General features: G+C 66.8%; 17 protein-coding genes. 3 read left to right on the forward strand and 14 right to left on the reverse strand.

Features of this window, described 5'->3' with window-relative positions:
* Positions 1–397: 397 nt before the first annotated feature.
* The 7 genes from AC1DOQ_RS16925 to AC1DOQ_RS16955 all read right to left on the reverse strand — a co-directional run bounded on the left by AC1DOQ_RS16925 (position 398) and on the right by AC1DOQ_RS16955 (position 11,795).
* The gene (locus AC1DOQ_RS16925) at positions 398–2,509 is read right to left on the reverse strand and encodes a hybrid sensor histidine kinase/response regulator (RefSeq protein WP_477366597.1); all 2,112 of its coding nucleotides are present in this window, start codon (positions 2,507–2,509) and stop codon (positions 398–400) included.
* Positions 2,510–2,618: 109 nt separating this feature from the next.
* On the reverse strand, positions 2,619–3,323 hold the full coding sequence (locus AC1DOQ_RS16930) for a response regulator (protein ID WP_477366599.1): 705 nt from the start codon (positions 3,321–3,323) through the stop codon (positions 2,619–2,621).
* Between the two features lie 56 nt (positions 3,324–3,379).
* Positions 3,380–7,696 (reverse strand): hybrid sensor histidine kinase/response regulator, encoded by a 4,317-nt coding sequence (locus AC1DOQ_RS16935; RefSeq protein WP_477366602.1) that lies wholly within the window; start codon positions 7,694–7,696, stop codon positions 3,380–3,382.
* Positions 7,697–7,757: 61 nt separating this feature from the next.
* Positions 7,758–9,539, reverse strand: a complete 1,782-nt coding sequence (gene ggt, locus AC1DOQ_RS16940; RefSeq protein WP_477366605.1) for a gamma-glutamyltransferase — start codon at positions 9,537–9,539, stop codon at positions 7,758–7,760.
* A 131-nt stretch (positions 9,540–9,670) separates the two neighbouring features.
* Positions 9,671–10,438 carry a 3-hydroxyacyl-CoA dehydrogenase gene (locus tag AC1DOQ_RS16945; RefSeq protein ID WP_477366608.1) on the reverse strand — a complete coding sequence of 256 codons (768 nt, stop codon included), beginning with the start codon at positions 10,436–10,438 and terminating at the stop codon, positions 9,671–9,673.
* A 94-nt stretch (positions 10,439–10,532) separates the two neighbouring features.
* The gene (locus tag AC1DOQ_RS16950; protein WP_477366611.1) at positions 10,533–11,333 is read right to left on the reverse strand and encodes a hypothetical protein; all 801 of its coding nucleotides are present in this window, start codon (positions 11,331–11,333) and stop codon (positions 10,533–10,535) included.
* Positions 11,334–11,408: 75 nt separating this feature from the next.
* Entirely contained in the window at positions 11,409–11,795 is a 387-nt protein-coding gene (locus AC1DOQ_RS16955; protein ID WP_477366614.1) for a VOC family protein, read from the reverse strand.
* 137 nt (positions 11,796–11,932) lie between these two features.
* On the opposite strand from AC1DOQ_RS16955, the gene AC1DOQ_RS16960 reads away from it, so the two are divergent.
* Positions 11,933–13,231, forward strand: coding sequence for an acetyl-CoA hydrolase/transferase family protein (locus tag AC1DOQ_RS16960; protein WP_477366617.1), 1,299 nt, complete (start codon positions 11,933–11,935; stop codon positions 13,229–13,231).
* Positions 13,232–13,321: 90 nt separating this feature from the next.
* Positions 13,322–13,846, forward strand: coding sequence for a DsbA family protein (locus AC1DOQ_RS16965; RefSeq protein ID WP_477366620.1), 525 nt, complete (start codon positions 13,322–13,324; stop codon positions 13,844–13,846).
* On the opposite strand, the gene AC1DOQ_RS16970 is transcribed toward AC1DOQ_RS16965, so the two are convergent.
* From AC1DOQ_RS16970 to AC1DOQ_RS17000, 7 genes are all read right to left on the reverse strand, one after another.
* Positions 13,770–15,944: a sodium-translocating pyrophosphatase gene (locus tag AC1DOQ_RS16970; RefSeq protein ID WP_477366623.1), complete on the reverse strand. Its 2,175-nt coding sequence runs from the start codon at positions 15,942–15,944 to the stop codon at positions 13,770–13,772. The two genes, AC1DOQ_RS16965 and AC1DOQ_RS16970, sit on opposite strands and share 77 nt — an antisense overlap.
* A 143-nt stretch (positions 15,945–16,087) precedes the next feature.
* Positions 16,088–16,744, reverse strand: a complete 657-nt coding sequence (gene adk, locus AC1DOQ_RS16975) for an adenylate kinase (RefSeq protein WP_477366626.1) — start codon at positions 16,742–16,744, stop codon at positions 16,088–16,090.
* Positions 16,745–16,924: 180 nt separating this feature from the next.
* The gene (kdsB, locus tag AC1DOQ_RS16980; RefSeq protein WP_477366629.1) at positions 16,925–17,677 is read right to left on the reverse strand and encodes a 3-deoxy-manno-octulosonate cytidylyltransferase; all 753 of its coding nucleotides are present in this window, start codon (positions 17,675–17,677) and stop codon (positions 16,925–16,927) included.
* Between the two features lie 8 nt (positions 17,678–17,685).
* Positions 17,686–17,859, reverse strand: coding sequence for a Trm112 family protein (locus tag AC1DOQ_RS16985; protein ID WP_442124309.1), 174 nt, complete (start codon positions 17,857–17,859; stop codon positions 17,686–17,688).
* Complete coding sequence (gene lpxK, locus AC1DOQ_RS16990) at positions 17,840–18,883, reverse strand: tetraacyldisaccharide 4'-kinase (RefSeq protein ID WP_477366632.1); 1,044 nt, start codon at positions 18,881–18,883, stop codon at positions 17,840–17,842. Before lpxK ends, AC1DOQ_RS16985 begins: the two co-directional genes overlap by 20 nt.
* A 145-nt stretch (positions 18,884–19,028) precedes the next feature.
* A complete protein-coding gene (locus AC1DOQ_RS16995) occupies positions 19,029–19,481 on the reverse strand; it encodes an ExbD/TolR family protein (protein WP_477366667.1) in 453 nt (150 codons plus the stop codon).
* A complete protein-coding gene (locus tag AC1DOQ_RS17000; RefSeq protein ID WP_442124307.1) occupies positions 19,481–20,086 on the reverse strand; it encodes a MotA/TolQ/ExbB proton channel family protein in 606 nt (201 codons plus the stop codon). Before AC1DOQ_RS17000 ends, AC1DOQ_RS16995 begins: the two co-directional genes overlap by 1 nt.
* A 1,252-nt stretch (positions 20,087–21,338) precedes the next feature.
* Between AC1DOQ_RS17000 and xseA the strand changes: the two genes are divergently transcribed.
* Entirely contained in the window at positions 21,339–22,703 is a 1,365-nt protein-coding gene (xseA, locus tag AC1DOQ_RS17005; protein WP_477366635.1) for an exodeoxyribonuclease VII large subunit, read from the forward strand.
* Positions 22,704–22,852 lie beyond the last annotated feature (149 nt).

Genomic DNA, 22,852 nt, shown 5'->3' on the forward strand with positions numbered 1-22,852 from the left:
GTAGCTTGTTGGTGCCATCTTTCGAACGAACGGTCCGAAACATTTAGTCGAAACGTTCTCACCAAGCGCTGAAGTTGTTAGTACTTTGGTTGGTATCTGACCGACGATTGCTCAGCCCAACCCATGGCTCATGCGGGATTACGCCGGTTTTTCGATTCCTGTCGGGGGAACCACGATGCACGATTGGCTCACCCGATGGATCCAGCCCGGTGTGAGTTTCCGTGACCATGCCAAGCAACTGATCCCGCCCACAGCCGGCAGCAGATCCAGCAAGTGATCGACACCTTCCGCACCTCGCTCATCAAGAAGGACAAGGAAACTTTCCTGCGGCTGTTCCTGAAGGACGACCTCACCTGGACCGGCGTGACGACCGACGGTCCCGCCGCCGAAGAATTCATCAGGCCGGCACCTCGTCGGCGGCGCCGGAGTTCGCGCCGCTGCAGACACTGGCGCCGGCACCCGCCCCCAGCATCCCGCCGACCTTCTCGACCAGCGCCGTCATCGCGAAGGGCTTGGTCAGGAGTTCCATCTGCGCCGGCAGGGTGTCGTTGCGCATCACCGTGCTTTCCGCGTAGCCGGTCACCAGCAGCACCGGAATCTGCGGCCACAGCATGCGCACCTGGTCGGCCAGCTGGCGGCCGTTCATGCCGTTCGGCAGGCCGATGTCGGTGACCAGCATGTCCGGGCGCCCGCCGCGGCCGCGTTCCTGCAGCTGGCGCAGGGCCTGGGGCGCGTCGGCCGCTTCCATTACCGTATAGCCCTGCAGGCGCAGGACTTCGGCCATCACGCAGCGGATCTCGGCCTCGTCGTCGACCACCAGCACCGTGCCCTTGCGGCTGGCGGCCGGCAGCGGGGCGTCGCCGTCCGCGACCTCCGGCAACGGCGCTTCGGCGACCAGGCGCGGCAGCAGCATGCGCACCTCGGTGCCCTTCCCCTGCATGGAATCGATGCGCACATGGCCGCCCGACTGGCGCGCGAAGCCGTACACCATCGACAGTCCGAGCCCGGTGCCCTGGCCCATCGGCTTGGTCGTGAAGAAGGGATCGAAGGCGCGCGCCAGCACGTCCGGCGGCATGCCGGCGCCGCTGTCGCGCACCGTCACCAGCACGTATTCGCCGGGCTTCAGGTCGCCGTAGCGGCCGGCCTGCAGCGGCGAGATCACCGCATTCTCGGTCTCGATCACGATCACCCCACCTTCCGGCATGGCGTCGCGCGCGTTGTTGGCCAGGTTCAGCAGCGCACTCTCCAGCTGGTTCGGGTCGCACAGCGTAGTCCACGGGGTCGAATGCAGCTGGGTGCGCAGGGTGATCGAGGGGCCGGACGAGCGCTTGACCAGCTCGATCATCGACATCACAAGGGCGTTCACGCTGGTCGGCTTCGGGTCGAGGGCCTGGCGGCGCGAGAAGGCCAGCAGGCGGTGCGTGAGCGAGGCCGCGCGCTGGGTCACGCCGAGGGCGGCGTCGATGCGCGCCGGCAGGTCGCCGGTCTGGCCCATGCGCAGGCGCAGCTTCATCAGCTCCAGGTGGCCGGCCACCCCCGCCAGCATATTGTTGAAGTCGTGCGCCAGGCCGCCGGTCAGCTGGCCCACCGCTTCCATCTTCTGCGACTGGCGCAGCGCGTCCTCGGCCTGGCGCAGGGCGTCGGCCTGCTGTTTCTCGGCCGTGATGTCGCGCGCCACGCCGTACAGCAGCTCGCCTTCCGGCGAAATCGTCCACTGCACCCAGCGGTGCGAGCCGTTCTTGTGCAGCACCCGGGTCTGGTAGCCGACCAGGGGCGTGCCCTGGGCCAGGATGCCCATGTGGACGGCGACGTCCTCGCGGTCGTCCGGATGCACCATCTCCATGAAGGGCCGGCTGGTCGCCTCCTCGGCGCTCCAGCCGAAGGCATCCGTGAAGGCCGGGTTGACGGTCAGGAAGCGCCCGGTCGCCAGCGAGGCCGCCGCCATCACGTCCGGCGAGATCCGCCACAGCCGGTCGCGGTCGACGGCGTGGGCGGCCACCTGGTGGCTCAGGTCGTCGTTCAGGCGCCGCAGCTCGTCGATCGCGCGCACCTTACCGGTGGTTTCGAACACCGTGCACAGGATGCCGGCCACCTGGCCGTCCTCGTCACGTACCGGGCTGTACGAAAAGCTGTAGTGATGCTGGGCCGGATAGCCGAGGCGCGTGCTGGTCACCGGCAGGTCTTCGAAATAGCTGGCTTGGCCCGCCCAGGCGCGTTCCGCGATCGGGCCGACCGTGTCCCAGGCCTCGCTCCAGACCTCGCGGAAGGGGCATCCGAGCGCCGTCTTCAGGCCCAGGATGGGAAGGTAGGCGTCGTTGTGGAAACTGATGAACTCAGGGCCCCAGCACAGGAAATTCGGGAACTTGGAATTGAGCACGCTGCCCAGCGCGATGCGCAGGGCGGACGGCCAGGACGTCATCGGTCCCAGCGGCGTCGCCGACCAGTCGTGCGCGGCTATACGTTCTCCCATCAGGCCGCCGCCCGTGAGAAAGCCGAAAGAAGAAGTCACCGTCCTGTCCATCCTGAAGCGCTCATCCGGCCGATTGTAATAAGAAACAATGGCTGGGCGGCGCGCAATTGGCACAGGCTGGCGGTCCCGCTCTGTGCGGTGACGCGCCTTACAGGGGCGCGAGGCGGCGCGCTTCCTCGAGCTTGCGCAGCACCGCGGCGCCGGCGGTCTCGAGTTCGCGTGCGAGCGCAGCCGCCGCCAGCGGCAGTGCGGCCTGGGTCTCCAGCGCGGCGGCGGCGTTCAGCAGGCCGAGGGTGCGGCAGCCTTCGGCCAGGCGCGCGAGCTGGGCGCGGGCGGCGTCGAACTGGCCGGCGCCCAGCAGGCGCTCGACGTCGGCGCCGGCGCTCGCCAGCTGGCGCTGCAGGCCGCCCAGGTAGAGCAGCAGCCGGGCGCCGTCGATGCCCAGCCTTTCCATGGTGGCGTGCGGGCGTTCGTCCGCCTGTTCTTCCTGCCGGGAAAGGCTGTCCAGGTAGCCGCGCACCTTGCCGGCGTCGAAGGGCTTGACGATGTAGCCGTCGGCGCCCAGGCCGATCGCCTGCTCCATGGTGGCGCCGTCGCCGGCGGCCGAGACCAGCACGAAAGGCAGGCCGGCAAAGCGCTCGTCGGCCTTGACCCGGGCCAGCAGCTCCATGCCCGACAGGCGCGGCATGCGCAGGTCGCAGAACAGCATTGCCGGATGGACGCCGGCGTCGAGCTGGCGCCAGGCCTCCTCGCCGTCCTCGGCTTCCAGCACCTCGTAGCTGCCGGCGCTGTCGATCATGTGCATCAGCATCATGCGCGACACCACGTCGTCATCGACTATCAAGACCTTCATGGCGTCTCCGCTGTTGTTATTAAGCAAATTATACCCAGTGCCCGGGCGCGCACGATTCACGCCGTGGTTTCCTCGAAACGCGCCAGCACGGCCAGCAGCTCGGGCAGGCGCGCCCTCACCTCGTCCAGGCGGCCGGCGTCGGCTTCGCTCTCGAGCTCGGTGCACAGCCGGTGCAGCTCGGCCTCGCCCAGGTAGCTGGCGCTGCCGCGCATGCCGTGCAGCAAACGGCCGCAGGCTTCGGTGTCGCCGGCTGCCAGCGCCGCGTCGAGCTCGCTGCGACGGCGCGGCAGGTCGGCGGCGAAGGCGGTGCGCATCTTGCCCATCATGTCGCCGGCGCGGCGGCCGAACTTCGGCGTGATGCCGACCGGCGCCGGCGGGTCGGACAGCGCCGGGCCGCTGGACACGCCGAACATGGCGTCCAGCTCGGCCGTGGTCGGCTTGGCGGCCGGCGCGCGCACTTCCGGCGGCACCATCGGCTGCAGTTCGATTCCGCGCTGCAGCTGGCGTTCGATCGCGCGGCTCAGGTGGAAGTGCAGCTGGATGTCGTCGATCGGCTTGGTGAGGAAGGCGTCCATGCCGCAGGCCAGGTAGCGCGAGCGGTCTTCCTCGCTGGCGTTGGCGGTGAGCGCGACGATCATCAGGTGCTGGTCGAGCACCGGCGCCTCCATCGGGCCGCCGGCGCGGATCAGGCGGGTGGCGGTGGCGCCGTCCATCTCGGGCATGCGGCCGTCCATCAGGATCAGGTCGTAGCGGCTGCGGGCGCAGGCCGCCACCGCCAGCACGCCGTTCTCGACCACGTCGACCTGGTGGCCCAGCTCTTCCAGCATCATGCGCGCGATGATCTGGTTGGTCGGGTAATCCTCGGCGCACAGCACGCGCAGGCGGTGGGTGTGCGGCTCGCGCGCCACCTGCGCCACCACCGGCGGCTGCACGCCGTCGGCCAGCGGCAGCACGAAGCTGAAGGTCGAGCCGCGGCCCGGCGTGCTGGCGGCGCCGATCGTCCCGCCCATCAGTTCGACCAGTTGGCGGCAGATCGCCAGTCCCAGGCCGGTGCCGCCGTAGCGGCGGGTGGTGCCGGCGTCGGCCTGCTCGAATTTCTGGAACAGGCGCGGCAGCGCGTCGGCCTCGATGCCGATGCCGGTGTCCTCGACCGAGAAGCGGATCATGTTGCGCCCCGGCGCGTCGACCTGGTCCTCGGGCCGGCGCTCGACCCGCACCGTCACGGAGCCGCTCTGGGTGAACTTGAAGGCGTTGCCGACCAGGTTGACCAGGATCTGGCGCAACCGGGTCGGATCGCCCACCACGAAGCGCGGCAGGTCGTCATCCAGGCGGACCGCGAAGCCCACGCTGTGGGCGCCGGCCTGCTCCTCGAACAGGGTGAGCACGTGGCCGATGGTTTCGTCGAGGGCGAAGTCGATGTTCTCGATGGTCAGCTTGCCGGCCTCGATCTTCGAGAAATCCAGCAGGTCGTTGATGATCGCCAGCAGCGACTGCGCATTGGCCTGGCCGCGCAGGATCTGTTCGCGGGTCGTGTCCTTCAGCAGGCCGTCGCGCAGGGCGAAGCCGAGCATGCCGATCACGCCGGCCAGCGGGGTGCGCATCTCGTGGCTCATGTTCGCCAGGAATTCGGACTTCTGGCGCGTGGCGTCCTCGGCACGCTGCTTGGCCAGGTACAAACGCTCCTCGTTCTCCTGCAGGGCGCCGTTGGCGCGCGCCAGCTCGTCGGTGCGGCGGCGGACCTGGCGCTGCTGCTCGCGCAGCTCGGCGGTCTGGCGCTCAAGCTGGCGGTTCTGCTGTTCGATGCGCTCGGTACGCGCGCTGACCTGCAGCTCCAGCAACTCCTTCTGGCGCCGCAGGCCGTCCACGCGGATGCGGAACACGCCGTAGCCGATGCCCAGCACCAGCAGGACCACGACGCCGCGGAACCACCATGTCTTCCAGTACGGCGGCAGCACCACGATCTTGAAGGAGGCCGGGGCGTCGCTCCAGACCCCGTCCTTGTTGGCGGCGCGCACCTGGAAGGTGTACGCGCCCGGGTCGAGGTTGGTGTAGGTGGCGAAGCGCTTGCCGGCATCGGCGGCGATCCAGTCCTGGTCGAAGCCGACCAGGCGGTAGGCGAAGCGGTTGCGCTGCGGGGCCGCGAAGTGCAGCGCCGAGAACTCCAGCGTGAACACCGTGTCTTCCGCGGTCAGCGTGATGCCTTTCGCGCTTTCCAGCGGCCAGGACGCCAGGCCCGGATGGTCCTTGTTCACCGGCGCGCCGAAGATCTGCATGCCGGTGATCACGGCGCGCGGCGCGATCAGGTTGTCGTGCAGGGCGCGCGGGTGGAAGGCGGTGATGCCGTTGTTGCCGCCGAAGTAAAGCGTGCCGTCGGGCGCGCGCAGGGCCGAGGCGTCGAAATACGCGCCCTCGATGGTGCCGTCGGCGGCGTCGTAGTTGCGCCAGCTGCCGCTGACCGGATCCAGGCGCGCGATATTGCTCGAGGTGCTGACCCAGATCTGGCCATCCTGGTCTTCCAGCATGGCCGCCACCGCATCGTCGTGCATGCCGTCGCGGCTGGTGTAGCGCTGGAAGCGCGGGGTGCCGTCGCTGCCCACCACCATCTTGTTCAGGCCGACCGCGGTGCCGACCCACAGGTTGCCCAGATGGTCTTCCAGCAGGTAGTGCACCTCGTCGTGGCTGAGGCTGGTGATGTCGGCCGGATCGTGGCGGAAGTGGCGGAACTTGCCGGTCGCGCGGTCGAGCAGGTCGAGGCCGTCGAAGGTGCCGACCCACATCCGGCCCTGGCGGTCCTCGAGCATCGGCCGCACGATGTTGTCGGCCAGGCTGGCGCCCTCGGCCGGGTTGTGCTGGTAGGTGACCAGCTTGCCGCTCTTCGGATCCAGCCGGTGCAGGCCGCCGCGGGTGGCGATCCACAGTACGCCGTCGCGCGCCACCATCAGGTTGCGCACGAAGTTGGCGTTGGCATCGCCGGTGGACAGCGTGCGCCGCGTCAGGCGGCCGCTCTTCGGGTCCAGGTGGACCAGGCCGTTGCGGGCGCCGATCCACAGGCCGCCGTCGCGGTCGACGGCCACCGCGGTGGCCATCGCATCGCCCGACAGCCCGGCCTCACCCGGCGCCAGGCGCCAGGTCTTTTCCTGGCGGGTGAGCGGATCGAAGTGGTGCAGGCCGCCGTTACTGGCCAGCCACAGCTTGCCGCCGGCGTCGGCGACGATGCCGCGCACCTTGTTGTCGTTGAGGGTGATCGGCAGGTCGGGGCCGCGCACGATGCGCGCGAAGCCGCCGCCGCCGAGGTCGGCGCGCGAGACCCCGCCATACCAGGTACCGGTCCAGAAGGTGCCGACGCGGTCGCTGTACAGGGCCGAGACCTGGTTGTCGCCGAGGCTGAAGTTGTCGGTGATGCGGTGCGGATGGTTCTCGAAGCGGCCGGCCGCCGGCAGCCAGCGGTACAGGCCGCTATCGTGGGTACCGACCCAGACCTGGCGCTCGCCGTCCTGGTAGAGCGCGCTGACCTCGCCCGGCGGCATGCCGTTCGCCTCGCCGAACAGGGTCAGCGCTTCCGCCCCGCCCTGCCCCTGGGCTTTGGAATCCAGCGCGCGGCGTTCCAGGCCGCCCATGCTGCCGATCCACAGCCGGTGGCTGGCGTCGAGCAGCAGGGCCTGGACCACGTCGAACTTGCCGCCCTGCGGCGAGCGGTGGTGGTTGAAGCGCATCAGGTCCGGCTCGATGCTGTCCAGCCCGTTCGCCGTGCCGACCCACAGCCGGCCGCCGGGATCCAGCGCCAGCGAGCTCAGATTGTCGGAGGACAGGCTGTCGGCCACGCCGGGCACGTGGTGCCAGGTGGCGAAGCGCTTGCTGGCGATGTCGAAATGCTGCAGGCCGTCGCTGGTGGCCAGCCACAGGCCTTCCTTGCCGTCGTCGGCGATCGCGCGGATGTGGCGGTTGCCGTTGCCGCGCTTGGCCGGCTCGTCCGGCAGATAGCTGGAAAAGCTGCCGCTGTCCGGATGGTAGAGGGCGAGGCCGCCGTCGGTGCCGATCCACAGCCGTCCCTTGCGGTCGACGTAGAGTACGCGTACCCAGTTGTTCACCAGCGAGCTCGGATCGCCGACCACGTTGCGGAAGTTGGTGAAGCGGTAGCCGTCGTAGCGCGACAGGCCGGACTGGGTGCCGAACCACATGAAGCCGTCGCGGTCCTGGACGATGGCCAGCACCGATTCCTGGGCCAGCCCGTCGTCCACCGACAGGTGTTCGAAGCGCAAGGTCGGGGTCGGCGCGCCGGACGCCGTCCCGCCCAGCAGGCACGCCAGGGTCAGCAGCAGCAACGCGCAAAGGCGCTGCAGCGAGCGCCCTGCTAGTTCATGTTTAGTATCCACAAAGCAAGGGTAGCAAAGTCTGCCGCCCCTTTGTTGGATAAATACACTTTTGCTATCGTTTTTAGTCGCCTTTTGCCACACCTTCGCGACGCGGGTCGGCGCCGCCGAACCATAGCGGCACGCCATGGATGTCCATGCGTTCGATGCCGTGCAGGCCGGAGTTCTGGTCGAACACGCGCACCGTGTGGCCGCGCGCCTTCAGCTGCTCGATCTCGGCCGCCGGGAAGCGCCCCGCCTCGAGCTCGGTCGGACCGTTGCGGCTGCCGAAGTTAGGCAAGGCGATCGCTTCCTGCACGTTGAGCCCCCAGTCGAGGGTGCCGACCAGCACCTTGGCCACGTAGTTGATGATCAGCGGTCCGCCAGGCGAACCGATCGCCTCGACGAAGCGGCCGGTCTTCTTGTCGAACACGATGGTCGGGCTCATCGCGCTGCGCGGGCGCTTGCCCGGCTCGACCCGGTTGGCGATCGGGCCGCTGGCGTCGCGCGAATCGAAGGAGAAATCGGTCAGCTGGTTGTTGAGGATGAAACCGTCGACCATCTGGCGCGAGCCGAAGGCATCCTCGACGCTGGTGGTCATCGACAGGCCGGCGCCGTACTGGTCGACGGCCACGATGTGCGAGGTCGAATGCGCCTCGATCGAATTGTCCAGGCCCCAGTTCCAGGCGGTTTCCACGCCCGGCGGATTGCCGGCCTCGGCCTTGCCCATCGAGCGCGGCCCGATCAGGCTTGCGCGTTTGCCCAGGTAGTTCTTGTCCAGCAGGGCCGGGATACCGCGGCCTGGCAGCGGCACGAAATCGGTGTCGGCGGCGTAGCGGTCGCGGTCGGCATAGGCCAGGCGCCCGACTTCCGAGAACAGGTGCACCGCGTCGGCGTTCGGAATGCCGTTGGCCGGTGCCAGCGCCTTCATGTCGCGGGTCTCGAACATGCCCAGCATCTGGGCCACGGCGATGCCGCCCGAGGACGGCGGCGGCATGCCGCACACGGTATAGGCGCGGTAGTCGTTGCAGACCGGCTCGCGCAGCTTCGGCTGGTAGGCGGCGATGTCGGCGGCGGTGAGCAGGCCCGGGTTGGTCGGGTGGCTCTTGACCTTGGCTTCGATGTCGCGCGCGATGCGGCCGGTGTAGAAGACGTCGGCGCCGCCCTCGGCGATCTCGCGCAGGGTGCGCGCCAGCGCCGGGTTCTTGAGGACGTGGCCGACCGGCCAGGGCTTGCCGTCCGGGCCGTAAAAATAGGCGCGCGCGGTCGGATCCTTGCCGATGTAGGCGTCGCCGGCCAGCAGCTGGTGCAGGCGCGGGCTGACCTTGAAACCGTTCTCGGACAGGCGGATCGCCGGCCCGAACAGGGTCTTCCAGGGCAGCTTGCCGTGCTGCTTGTGGGCCAGGGCCAGCATGCGCAGCACGCCCGGCGCGCCGGTCGAACGGCCGCCGACGATCCCCTCGGTGCGCGACAGCGGGCTGCCGTCCGGGTGCTGGAACAGGTGCTCGTCGGCTTTCGACGGCGCGGTCTCGCGGCCGTCGAAGGCCTGCACCTTCTTGCCGTCGTAGTACATCAGGAAGGCGCCGCCGCCGATGCCGGAGGATTGCGGCTCGACGAGGGTCAGCACCAGCTGGGTCGCGATGCCGGCGTCGATCGCCGTGCCGCCCTGCTTCAGCATCTCGTAGCCCGCCTCGACCGCCAGCGGATTGGCCGCCGCAACCATGTAATTGCGCGCGGCCCAGCCGGACTTCTGCTGGTAGCCGGTGGCGGCTTCGGGGGCGCGTTGGAGTGAATCCTGGGCGAGGACAGGGAATTGGATGCTGGCCAGGACGGCCGCGAGGACGATCAGCTTCGACTTCAACTTCATTCGGTTCTCCGGAAAAAAACAGGGCGTGCAGCCGAAGGTGTTGTCGACCCGCACGCCCGATATCACGGAGCATCCTACATCAAATGAACAAGTTGCTCACGGCAAGGCCGCGCTTGCCTATCCTCTGCCGATCATTTCGGCTGCATGCGGATCGCACCATCCAGGCGGATCGTCTCGCCGTTCAGCATGGTGTTTTCGATGATGGTCTTCGCCAGGTGGGCGTACTCGCCCGGCATGCCGAGACGCTGGGGGAACGGCACCATCTTGCCCAGCGCATCGCGCACTTCCTGCGGCATGCCCATCAGCATCGGGGTCTCGAAGATGCCCGGCGCGATGGTCATCACGCGGATGCCGCTGCGCGACAGGTCGCGCGCCATCGGCAAGGTCATGCCGGCCACGCCGGCTTTCGAGGCGCCGTAGGCGGCCTGGCCGATCTGGCCGTCGAAGGCCGCGACCGAGGCGGTGTTGATGATGACGCCGCGCTCGCCGTGCTCCAGCGCCTCCAGCTTGCCCATGGCGTCGGCCGCCAGGCGGCACATATTGAAGGTGCCGACCAGGTTGATGTTGATGGCGCGCTGGAAGGCGTCCAGCGGGTGCGGGCCGTCCTTGCCGACGGTCTTGATGGCGGGCGCCACGCCGGCGCAGTTGACCAGGCCGCGGACCGTGCCCATCGCGGTGGCGGCCTCGACGGCGGCGATGCCGTCCGCCTCGAGGGTCACGTCGCATTTCACGAAGCGCGCCTTGCCGTTGCCGAGTTCGGCGGCCAGCTTTTCGCCCGCGTCGAGCTGCACGTCGGCCAGCACGACCATGCCGCCGGCTTCCACGATCATGCGCGCGGTGGCTGCGCCCAGGCCGGACGCGCCGCCGCTCACGATGAATACATTGTTCTGAATCTGCATGCTGCTGTCTCCTCCAGTTTCGAGTCAGTTCGAGTAACGTTTACGTAAACGTCAACTACTGGATTGTAGCGAGCTTCAGCGATCAGCGCCATGTTTATAAGCATTGAACGGTCGTGCCGACGCGGCTGCAGGGGCGTCCGCTGCTGCTGACGCCGGCGCCGGTGGGGCCGAGGTTGTAGGTGGCGCCGGCGGCGTCGCGGCAAGCTCCGCCGACGCAGGAATTCAGCGGCGCCGACCGCGGCACCACGGGCTCGGGCGCCGTAGCGGGCGCCGGCACCGACACCGCGCCATAGCCGATCGCCGCCGCCTCGCTGCCGTCCAGCGGACGCGGCGCCAGCGGACCGGCCGGCTGCCAGGCTTCGCGGCGGCGCTGGGTCCGGCTCGACTGCTTCTGCTGCTTCTGGCGCTGCTGTTGCGATTGTTGCGGCTGTTGCGACTGCTGGGGCGACGCCTGGCGCGTCAGGCTGTCGGCCTCGTCATGCACCTCGGCCGGGTCCTTGCGCGCCGGATCGGCGGCTTGCGGCTGGCGCGGATTCAGGACCGGGCCGTAGCTGGGTCCCTGGCTACCGCTCGGCATCGTCGAGGGCGGCGCCGCAGTCGGATTCGTACTGCGCGCGGGCCGGGCGGCATCGCTGTGGCCGGCCGCCTCGTCGGCCACGCCGGCATCCTGGTTGGCCCGGTCGGTGCTCTGGGTACGGGCCCCGGTGGCGGCGCGCTCCTCCTTGCGCAAATAGGATTCGGCCTGCTGCCGGGCTTCCTGGGCCTGCCGCGTCTGCTGCGGACTCTCGACCTGGGCTTGGGGCTGGGCCTGCGACTGGCGCGCCTGGGCCGCAGGAACCGTGCCGGCAAGCAGGGCGGACAGCGCCATCGCGCCGCATATTCCGATCTGTTTCATGGCTCACCTCGATTGGCTGGATGAGGCCATTATCGGCGCGCGCAGTGACGGGAGGCGCGCGCCTGCATGACAGGATTACTGCCCCGGCGGCGGCTCCCACAGCTCGACCTTGTTGCCCTCGGGGTCGATCACCCAGCCGAACTTGCCGTACTCGCCGTCCTCGGTCTTGTCGAGCACCTGGCAACCCTCGTCGCGCAGCACCTGCAGCAGCGCGGCCAGGTCATGGACCCGGTAATTGATCATGAAGGGCGCCGTGCTGGGCGCGTACAGCGTCGTGTCCGATGCGTTGATCGACCAGACCGTCATGCCGCCGGTCGGCTTGCCTTCGTCATCGCTCCAGCTGAAGGCCGTGCCGCCCCAGTCCATCACGTCGATGCCGAGGTGTTGCTTGTACCAGGCGCGCAAGCTCACCGGGTCTTTTGCGTTGAAGAAAATGCCGCCGATGCCAGTTACCCGTTTCATGCGCTCTCCCGTCTCCAAAAATTGTCGGTATAAAACTATTTCACTTTAGCAGGCCGTCAACTCCCTGTCAGCATCCAGGCGTAGCCTGCTATGCTGGACAGGCATACGGCACCACACGATAACGACAGGAGACGGCAATGCAGAATCTGCAGGAGATGTACCAGTCGAAACGCGGCAGCGCCCTCGACGCCCTCGATCACTTGCTCGACGGTGACATGATCATCGTGCCCACCGGGGTCGGCGAGCCCCCTTCCCTGCTGCACGCGCTATCCGAACAGTACCGGCGCTTCAATGACGTCAAGGTCGCGCAGATCCTGGCGATGCGCAAATACGGTTATTTCGAGAAGGCGTGCCGGCCGCACGTGCGCCACGCCGCCCTGTTCTTCGGCGGCGCCTCGCGCGCCGGCGGCCAGGGCGGCTGGTGCGACTTCATCCCGAACTATTTTTCCGAGATTCCGACCCTGATCGAGCGCGGCCTGATGCCGGCCGACGTCGTGTTCGCCATGGCATCGACGATGAGCGCCTCCGGCCACTTCGCCCTCAGCCTGGGCGCCGACTACACGATGGCGGCGGTCGCCAAGGCGCGCGCGGTGGTGCTCGAGGTGAACCCGAACGTGCCCTTTACCCATGGCCAGTGCCACGTCCACCTGTCGCAGGTAACGGCGATCGTCGAGAGCGACGACCCGATCATGGAAGTCGGCCTGCCGAAGATCGGCCCGGTGCAGGAAGCCATCGGCGCCCTGGTCGCCGAGCACATCGAGGACGGTTCTACGCTGCAGATCGGCTACGGCGGCATCCCGGACGCGGTGGTCATGCAGCTGACCGGCAAACGCGACCTCGGCATCCATACCGAGATGATCGGCGACGGCATCCTGACCCTGGTCGAATCCGGCGCCGTCAACAACAGCAGGAAGACCCTGTTGCCGGGCAAGATGGTGGCCACCTTCGCGCTCGGCTCGCGCAAGCTCTACGAGTTCATGCACCACAACCCGATGCTGGAGATGCATCCGTCGAACTTCACCAACGACCCGTATATCGCCGGGCAGAACGACAAGCTGGTGACGATCAACGCCAGCCTGCAGGTCGACCTGCTCGGGCAATGCGGCAGCGAAAGCATCGGCCACCTGCCCTATTCCGGCACCGGCGGCCAGGTCGACTTCGTGCGCGCCGCCAACCGCTCGCGCGGCGGCAAGTCCTTCATCGTGCTGCCTTCGACCGCCAAGGACGGCACGGTGTCGCGCATCGTGCCGACGCTGTCGCCCGGCACCCACGCCACCACCAGCAAGAACGACGTCAACTACGTGGTGACGGAATGGGGCGTGGCACAACTGCGCGGCAAGTCGGCCAAGCAGCGTGCCCAGGCGCTGATTGCGATCGCGCATCCGGATTTCAGGCCGTGGCTGCGGGAAGAGGCCGACAAGATGTGCGTATTTTGATTCGGCGCTCCTCTTGATTCCTGCCCGAAACTCGCGGCGGTGTTGGCGTACGCATGCCATGATGCGGCCATCGCGAACACAGGAGGATCAATGAACCGAGTAGACGAAATCGGCCAGGACGAACACGTGCGCGGCCCGCAGGATGCCGCGCTGACCTTGATCGAATATGGCGACTTCCAGTGCCCCTACTGCGCGCGGGCGCATGCCGGCCTGACCGCCCTGGCGGACGAGGTCGGCGGCATCCGCCTGGTGTACCGCCACCTGCCGCTGGCCGACTTCCACCCGCTGGCCGAACTGGCGGCGGAGGCGGCCGAGGCCGCAGGCAGCCAGGGCAAGTTCTGGGACATGCACGACCTGCTCTTCGAACAGCAGCGCACGGTCATGGACAAGCAGGACCTGGCCGTGCTGGCGGAGAGCCTGGACCTCGACATCGAGCGCTTCCGCACCGACGTGCTGGAGCGCCGCCACCGCCCGCGCGTGCAGCAGGATCTCGCGCGGGCCCACCACGACGGCGCCACCGGCACGCCGACCTTCTTCATCAACGGCGTGCGCTATCGCGGCGATTCGGATCGCGATTCGCTGCGACGGGCCCTGGAAGAGGCGCTGGGACGCTGACGGCGCGTGCGGCCACGGCGGCGGCCGGGCGCATCATGGCGGGCTCGGTTACCGCCAGCCAGCCGCCACCCGCCGGCATCAGCGGCACCAGCATCAGCGCGACGATATTGATGATCTTGATCAGCGGGTTCACCGCCGGCCCGGCCGTGTCCTTGTAGGGGTCGCCGACCGTATCGCCGGTAACGGCCGCCTTGTGGGCATCCGACCCCTTGCCGCCGAAGTGATTGTCCTCGATATACTTCTTGGCATTGTCCCAGGCGCCGCCGCCGGTGGTCATCGAGATCGCCACGAACAGGCCGGTGACGATGGTCCCCATCAGCATGCCGCCCAGGGCGATCGGGCCCAGCAGCATGCCGACCGCCACCGGCACCACCACCGGCAGCAGCGAGGGCAGCACCATCTCGCGGATCGCCGAGGCGGTCAGCATGTCGACGGCCTTGTCGTATTCCGGCTTGCCGGTGCCGGCCATGATGCCGACGATGTCGCGGAACTGGCGCCTCACCTCGACCACGACGGCGCCGGCGGCCCGCCCCACCGCCTCCATCGCCAGCGCGCCGAACAGGTAGGGCACCAGGCCGCCGATGAAGAGGCCGACGATCACCATCGGATTCGACAGCTCGAAGCTGATGCGGGTGCCGCCCGCCTCCAGCGCATGCGTGTAGTCGGCGAACAGCACCAGCGCCGCCAGCCCGGCCGAGCCGATCGCATAGCCCTTGGTGACGGCCTTGGTGGTGTTGCCAACGGCATCCAGCGGATCGGTGACGGCGCGCACGCTGTCCGGCAGGCCGCTCATCTCGGCGATGCCGCCGGCGTTGTCGGTGATCGGCCCGTAGGCGTCCAGGGCGACGATGATGCCGGCCATCGACAGCATGGCGGTGGCGGCGATCGCGATGCCGTACAGCCCCGCCATCGCAAAGGCCAGCAGGATCGCGGCGCACACCGCCAGCACCGGGTAGGCGGTCGCCTTCATCGAGACGCCCAGGCCGGCGATGATGTTGGTGCCGTGGCCGGTGGTGGAAGCTTCGGCGATGTGGCGCACCGGGCGGAACTCGGTGCCGGTGTAGTACTCGGTGATGTAGACCATCGAGCCGGTCAGCAGGATGCCGACCAGGGCGCAGCCCAGCATGCGCCAGCGCATGGCATCGTCCGGCCAGACCAGCCAGGTGACCACCGCAAAGCCGATCAGCGACAGCCCGGCCGACCACCACAGCCCCGTGTACAGGGCCGACATGATCTTGTGTCCCGGCCGGTTCTTGACCAGCGAGCAGCCGATGATCGAGGAGATGATCGACACCGCGCCCAGCAGCATCGGGTAGATCACCGCCGTGCCCCCCATCGCCGGCACCATGAGGGCCCCCAGCAGCATGGTCGCCACCAGGGTCACGACATAGGTCTCGAACAGGTCGGCCGCCATGCCGGCGCAGTCGCCGACGTTGTCGCCCACGTTGTCGGCGATGACGGCAGGATTGCGCGGATCGTCCTCGGGAATGCCGGCCTCGACCTTGCCGACGAGGTCGGCGCCGACGTCGGCGCCCTTGGTGAAGATGCCGCCGCCCAGGCGCGCGAAGATCGAGATCAGCGAGGCGCCGAAGGCCAGGCCGACCAGGGGCTGGATGGTGTCGTGCGGCGACAGGGCCGGGTCGGCGCGCGCCACCAGGAACCAGTAGAACAGCGAGACCCCGAGCAGCCCGAGCCCGACCACCAGCATGCCGGTGATGGCGCCGCCGCGGAAGGCCACGTGCAGGGCCTGGTCCAGTCCGCGTGAGGCGGCCTGGGCGGTGCGGACGTTGGCGCGCACCGAGACGTTCATGCCGATGAAGCCGCAGGCGCCGGACAGCACGGCGCCGGCCAGGAAGCCGGCCGCGGTCAGGCCCCCAAGGAGGAAGAAGATGGCGATCAGCAGGACGACGCCGACGATGCCGATGGTGCGGTACTGGCGCGCCAGGTAGGCCGACGCGCCCTGCTGGATGGCCAGCGAGATTTCCTGCATGCGGCCGTTGCCGGGATCCTGTTGCAGGACCCAGCTGCGCGACCACAGCCCGTAAAGTACCGCGATGACGCCGCATGCGACGGCGAAGCCCAGCTGTGTGGATGCCATATCGTCCCTCCCCCATTGTCCTTCGATCAAGTACTTCTATTACGCGAGTAATGCGAACTTTGATCCAAAAACCTGGACGGATGGCACGACGTCATCCGGAGCCAACGGGCGGCCGCGATCTGCGGGCGCGCCCGGACAAGCGCTTAGTCTGCCAGTGCGGCGAACGCGGCTTCGCGTACCTGCTCGACCGGGCCCACGCCCGAGATCTTGCGGTACTTCGGCGCGCCCGGCAGGCCCGACTGCGCCCACTTGTTGTAGTAGCCGAGCAGGACTTCGGTCTGGTTGTGGTAGACCGCCAGACGCTTCTTGACGGTTTCTTCCTGGTCGTCGTCACGCTGGACCAGCGGCTCGCCGGTGACGTCGTCCAGGCCTTCGACCTTCGGCGGGTTGAACTTGACGTGGTACACGCGGCCCGAAGGCTGGTGGGTGCGGCGGCCGGTCATGCGCTCGACGATCATTTCGTCCGGCACGTCGATTTCCAGCACATAGTCGATGTTCACGCCGCTGTCCTTCATCGCGTCCGCCTGCGCGATGGTGCGCGGGAAGCCGTCGAACAGGTAACCGTTGGCGCAATCCGCCTCCTTCAGGCGCTCCTTCACCAGGCCGATGATGATGTCGTCCGACACCAGCTGGCCTGCGTCCATGACCTTCTTCGCTGCCAGGCCCAGCTCGGTGCCGGCCTTGATGGCTGCACGCAGCATGTCGCCGGTGGAAATCTGTGGAATATTGTATTTTTCTTTAATGTAATTCGCCTGAGTGCCTTTACCGGCGCCGGGGGCTCCTAACAGAATGAGACGCATGAAGGATTTCCTAAAAGGTGTTGAAGACGGTCATCATTTCTGATGGCCGAGTTTGATGCATATTTGACTAGCTTGATCCGAAAGTTACCACAAAAGCAGGCCGCGGCGCCACTGCCGGGGGGCCATCGCAGGGGCTGCTTGACATGGCGCAGACCGCTAGCGCCATGGTTTCCATCAGGATCAAGATGCGAAGTAAGAACGTACCCGCGCCAGGTCTTCCGGGGTGTCTACCCCAGCCGCAGGGGCGCTGTCGGTGACATGGACCGCGATCGGCACGCCATGCCAGAGCACGCGCAACTGTTCCAGCGCTTCGATCGTTTCGAGCGGAGAGGGTTCCAGTTGCGGATACTGTTGCAGGAAAGCGTTGCTGTAAGCATACAAACCGATGTGGCGCAGCGGCAGGTAGCCGGCCGGCAAGGCGTCGCGGTTCTGGGCGAAACCGTCGCGGTGCCAGGGGATGGTGGCGCGCGAGAAGTAGAGGGCGCGGCCGAGCTTGTCGAGCACGACCTTGACCACGTTCGGATTGAAGGCGTCCGCCGCGTCGTGCAGCGGGTGGGCGCAGGTGGCCATCGGCACGTCGGCGCCGATGCGGGCCGCGCAGGCGGACAGCAGGGCCGGGTCGATCAGCGGCTCGTCGCCCTGCAGGTTGACCACCACGGCATCGGCGGGCAGGCCGAGGGTGCGCGCCACTTCGGCGATGCGGTCGGTGCCGGACGGATGGCTTGCTGCGGTCATGCAGGCTTCGATGCCATGCGCGGCGCAGGCGGCCAGGATGTCGGCATGGTCGGTGGCGACCACGATGCGCGCGGCGCCGGATTCCCTGGCGCGCTCGGCCACGCGTACCACCATGGGCTTGCCGCCGAGGTCGGCCAGCGGCTTGTTCGGCAGCCGGGTCGAGGCCAGGCGCGCCGGGATGATGACGATGAAGCTCATACGGCGATTCAGACGGCCGGTTCGACCTTGCGGGCCTGGTCGGCCCACATGATCGGGATGCCGTCGCGGATCGGATAGGCCAGGCGGTCCGGGCGGCAGATCAGCTCCTGCGCTTTCTTGTCATATTCGAGCGGGCCTTTGCACAGGGGGCAGACCAGGATATCAAGCAGTCGGGCGTCCACGACATTTCTCCACGATTTGAGCGGCCAGCGCAGGGTCGATCTGCGCGGTGACCGGGACGACCCACAGACGCGGGTCGTTGTTCAGGTGTTCAAGTTGCCGACATTTTACTGCATCCTTCTCCGTAATCAGGATGAGTGCGGCGTCCAGGTCCCGGAAAGGATCGTCCAGGAAGTCGTGGTGGTCGGGCAGCGGCAGCTCCTGCGGCGCCAGGCCGGCATTGCGCAGCATGGCAAAGAAGCGTCCCGGATTGCCGATGCCGGCCGCGGCCACGATGGGCTTGCCGGCCGCGATGCCGGCCAGCCCGGCCAGCGGCAGGCGCCGCGCCGGATCGCAAAGCTGCTCGGCATAATCCCCTGCCAGCCGCATCTGGTAAGGCCGGCCGCCCACCGCCAGCGCCAGCGCGGGCGTCAGTTCGGGCGTGTTGACCACCGTGAAATCGCGGCGGCGCGAAGGCGGTTCGCGCAGCGGCCCGGCCGGAAGTAGCCAGCCGTTGCCGACGCCGCGGCCGTCGAACAGCACCAGCTCGACGTCGCGCCGCAGCGCGTAATGCTGCAGGCCGTCGTCCGTCACCAGCACGTCGACCCCGGGATGGCGCGCCAGCAGGTGGCGGCCGGCCTCGGCGCGGCGGCGCCCCACCACCACCGGACAGCCGGTGCGGGCGGCGATCAGCAGCGGCTCGTCGCCGACCTCGCGCGCGCTCGAGCCGGCCAGCACTTCGCGCGGACCGCTGTCGGCATCGCCGCCATGGCCGCGCGAGATCACGCCCGGGCTCAGGCCGGCGGCGCGCAATTGCTCGACCAGCCAGATGGTCAACGGGGTTTTACCCGTGCCGCCGATGAAGATATTGCCGACCACGACGACGGGCACCGGCAGGCCTTCCGACTTCAGGACGCCGGCGCGGAACAAGCCGGCACGCAGGGCGGCCAGCAGGCGGAACAGCAGCGACAGCGGCCACAGCGCCAGGGCCAGCGGGCCGCGGCGCAGCCAGGCGCGGGTAAGGGTTGATTCGAGGGAGGATGCCATATTGTTGCCGCATAAACGTCGTTCCCGCGAAAGCGGGAACCCATGCAGAGCAACAGAATTCGGCATGCCGGAAGCACCTTGATGCTTCAGAAATACCGACTTCGGAGCTTCAGTATGGATTCCCGCTTTCGCGGGAATGACGAATCTATTTCTGCCCGCCGCTCTGCGCCGCAAACGTCAGCTTGTCATACCCCGCCATGCGCGCTGCTTCCAGAACATTGATCACCATCTGGTGCATGGCAAACTGGTCGGCATTCACGATGATCACCGGATCCTTGACCGGATTGGCCAGCGGCTGGCCGTCCGGGCCGGTGCTTGCCGCACGCTTGAGGTCGTCGGCGAGGCCGGCCACGCCGTGGAAGGAGACCGGCGCGTTATTCACAGTGTAATTACCCTTGGCATCGACGGTGACGTTGATCTCGAAGGGCTTGTCGATCGCCTTCTCGGCGTCGGCGGTCGGCAGGGTGATCTGCAGCTCGGTGAACTTGCTGTAGGTGGTGGTGACCATCAGGAAGATCAGCACCACCAGCAGCACGTCGATGAACGGGATCAGGTTGATCTCCGGATCCTCGCGCTTGCGGCCGCGGCGGAAGTCCATCATTTGCGGGCACCGTGGACGACGTCGACGAATTTCACGGCCTTCAGCTCCATGTCCATGATGAAGCTGTCGACCAGGGCGCGGAAGTGGCGGTAGAACACCAGCGCCGGCATCGCGATCGCCAGGCCGAAGCCGGTGTTGTACAGGGCCACCGAGATGCCGTGGGCCAGCTGGGCCGGATTGGTGCCGGACGCATTCTGGGCGCCGAAGATCTCGATCATGCCGACCACGGTGCCGAACAGGCCCATCAGCGGCGCCAGCGAGGCGATCGTGCCCAGGGTGGTCAGGAAACGTTCCAGCACATGGGCCACGCCCCTGCCCGCTTCTTCGATCGACTCCTTCATCACGTCGCGCGGGGCGTCGACGTTGCGCAGGGCCGCGGCCAGCACGGCGCCGAGCGGCGAGTTGGTCTGCAACTTGTCGATGATGTCCGGCGTGACCTTGCCGCTGCGATAAACCTGGATGACTTCGTCGAGCAGCTGACGCGGCAGGATTTTTTCGCGGCGCAGGTAGATCAGGCGTTCGATAATCAGCGCCAGCGCGATGATCGAGGCAATCAGCAACAACCAGATGGGCCAGCCGGCGGCTTGGAGAATGGCGAGCAAAAGGAACTCCCGGGTGAATGGAAAACGGTGCGTATGTGTATAGAAAAACTATACGTGAACGAATTCCGCAATGTAACGTGTTGCCCGCTTTGCGGCAAGTAGAGTTCTGCACACTTTCTGTGGATAAAAGTGTGCGCAAGCCTGCCCCCGGCAGGCAAGCGCCTTGATTCTTAAAGGATATTTTTCCATGCGTAAAAACACGGCATGCTCACCAGGGGGATTTCCAAGACGCAACAAAGCCGCATTGTGACAACGGTACTTGCCCACAATTTCTGTGGATAAATTTGTGCGAAATAGCCTTTCCTCAAGGTAAGTCATTGATTCTAATCAGGGAAATTTTCTCGATGAAAATTTTAGCAGCGCAGTGCCTGGATTCCTGCCCTTCAGGCCACTGCGCTTCTTCACATTTTTTGTGGACAAAATTGTGCGCAAGCACACATAGCTGCCGTAAACCCCTTGATTCATAAGGGAAAAATGCCCAAGCACGTTTTTTAGGCAGGGCGGGTTCTCCACACCCGCGCCCATCTTTGCACACAAATTGTGGAAAACAATGTGAGCAAGGCCGCTCAATCAAGCCTAAGCGATTGAATTCAAAGCAAAAAGGCCATCAAGCCTAAAATTTGGGCAGAACCGCAGGCTTCCCGGTGCTGGTATAGTCGCATCCCTGGCGATCCCGAGGCCGGGATGCCGGAACATCGGCTCGATGTGCGCCGATGCGAGGGCACGCCACGACGGACCTCCACAGCCGGGCAAGCTTCTGCACAAATTTTGTGGAAAAGATTGTTAGCAAGCGCCTTGATCGATATCAAAGTGTTTGAATTTAAAGGACAATTTATCTGTGCAGCATTTTTAGGCAGGCGCCGGCTTGTGCACAACACCCTGCCCTGGCCACCGGGACAGCCCAGGTGTGCACATAAATTGTGGAAAACGATGTGAGCAAGGGCCTGAACAGCAGCCTAAGTGCTTGATTGCCTTAAGAAAACATATGCATGCCTCATTTTTGCGCAGGGTGGATCGCCAAGGCGCTTATCCACTTCCTCACAGATTCTGTGGATAAGATTGTGGCCAAGTGCCCACCGGACTCGACAAGTCTTTGATCCGTAAGGAAATTTTGTTTCTGCATCGAAATCAGGCAGCCAAAATAAACATTAAAAATCAACTGTTTACAAAAACAATTTGTTGTACACCCTGAGATATGGCGCCCGCATCAGGCCGCCCTATTTTTGTGGACAGTTCCATTTAGCTCATCCATATGCTGACTCCCTCCGACACCGATCCGGCCTATGCCGCCCCGCCCGTCCTCACCGTCACCGCGCTCAACCAGCAGGTCGCGCGCCTGCTGGAACGCTCGTTTCCGCTGGTGTGGATCGGCGGCGAAATCTCGAACTTCACCCGCGCGGCGTCCGGCCACTGGTATTTCACGCTGAAGGATGATGCCGCCCAGGTGCGCGCCGTGATGTTTCGCGGCCGCGCCCAGTACGCCGGCTTCACGCCGCGCGAAGGCGACAAGGTCGAGGTGCGCGCCCTGGTCACGCTGTACGGCGCGCGCGGCGATTACCAGATCAACGTCGAGGCGATCCGCCGCGCCGGCGTCGGCGCCCTCTACGAAGCTTTCATGCGCCTGAAGGACAAGCTGTCGAACGAAGGCCTGTTCGACCAGGAACGCAAGCGCCCGCTGCCGCTGTTCACGCGCGCCATCGGCATCGTCACCAGTCCCCAGGCCGCGGCCCTGCGCGACGTCCTCACCGCGCTGCGGCGCCGCGCCCCGCACGTGCGGGTGGTGCTCTACCCCGCCCCGGTGCAGGGTCAGGGCGCGGCCGAGAAGATCGCCGAGGCCATCGCCACCGCCTCGCGCCGGCAGGAAGTCGACGTGCTGCTGGTCTGCCGCGGTGGCGGTTCGATCGAGGATCTGTGGAGCTTCAACGAGGAAGTGGTGGCGCGCGCCATCAACGCCGCCGCGATGCCGGTGATCTCGGGCGTGGGCCACGAGACCGATTTCACCATCGCCGACTTTGCCGCCGACCTGCGCGCGGCGACGCCGACCGCCGCCGCCGAGCTGGCCGCCACCGCCCGCGACGAGTGGATGAGCTCACTGGAAGCGGATGCGGACGACCTGCGTCGCGCCATGGAGCGCATCCTGTCCGAGGCGAACCAGGGCCTGGACAACCTGAGCCGCCGGATGGTCAGTCCCTCGGACCGCATCGCCAACCAGCGCCTGAAACTCCTGGGCATGGCCAGTGGTCTGACGCATGCGGTGCGCACGCCCATCAACCGGAATGGCGTGCTGCTGGCCCAGCTGCAGCAGCGCTGGGCCCGCCACCTGCCGGATGTGCGCTCGCTGCGTGCCCTGCTGGCGTCGGAGCGGCGCCAGCTGGTGTCCGGCATGACGAGCCAACTGCGCCAGCGCCGCGAAGCGCTAGCCGCGCTGTCGGCGCAACTGGAGCTGCTGAACCCGCAGCGCACGCTCGAGCGCGGCTATGCGATCGTCAGCAATGCCAAGGGCAAGGTGCTGCATTCGCCGGGCCAGATCAAGCCGCGCGACACCATCGTGGTGCGCCTGGCCGAGGGCAGCGCCGAGGTCGGCGTGGCGAGCGTGCAAGATCTGCTAAGTACTTGAAGAACCGGATGCGGTGCAAGGCGCCGGTTCTGGCAGCCAAAAACACATTTAGTCCTGGGCGAGTACTTGATGAAATCTGCAACCTTTTCACATCCGGTTTAGAATAGCGACCGTTTCGGAAGAACGACCCGTTTCCAACCAATCAAGGA

Source organism: Massilia sp. 01N417, assembly GCF_056399645.1.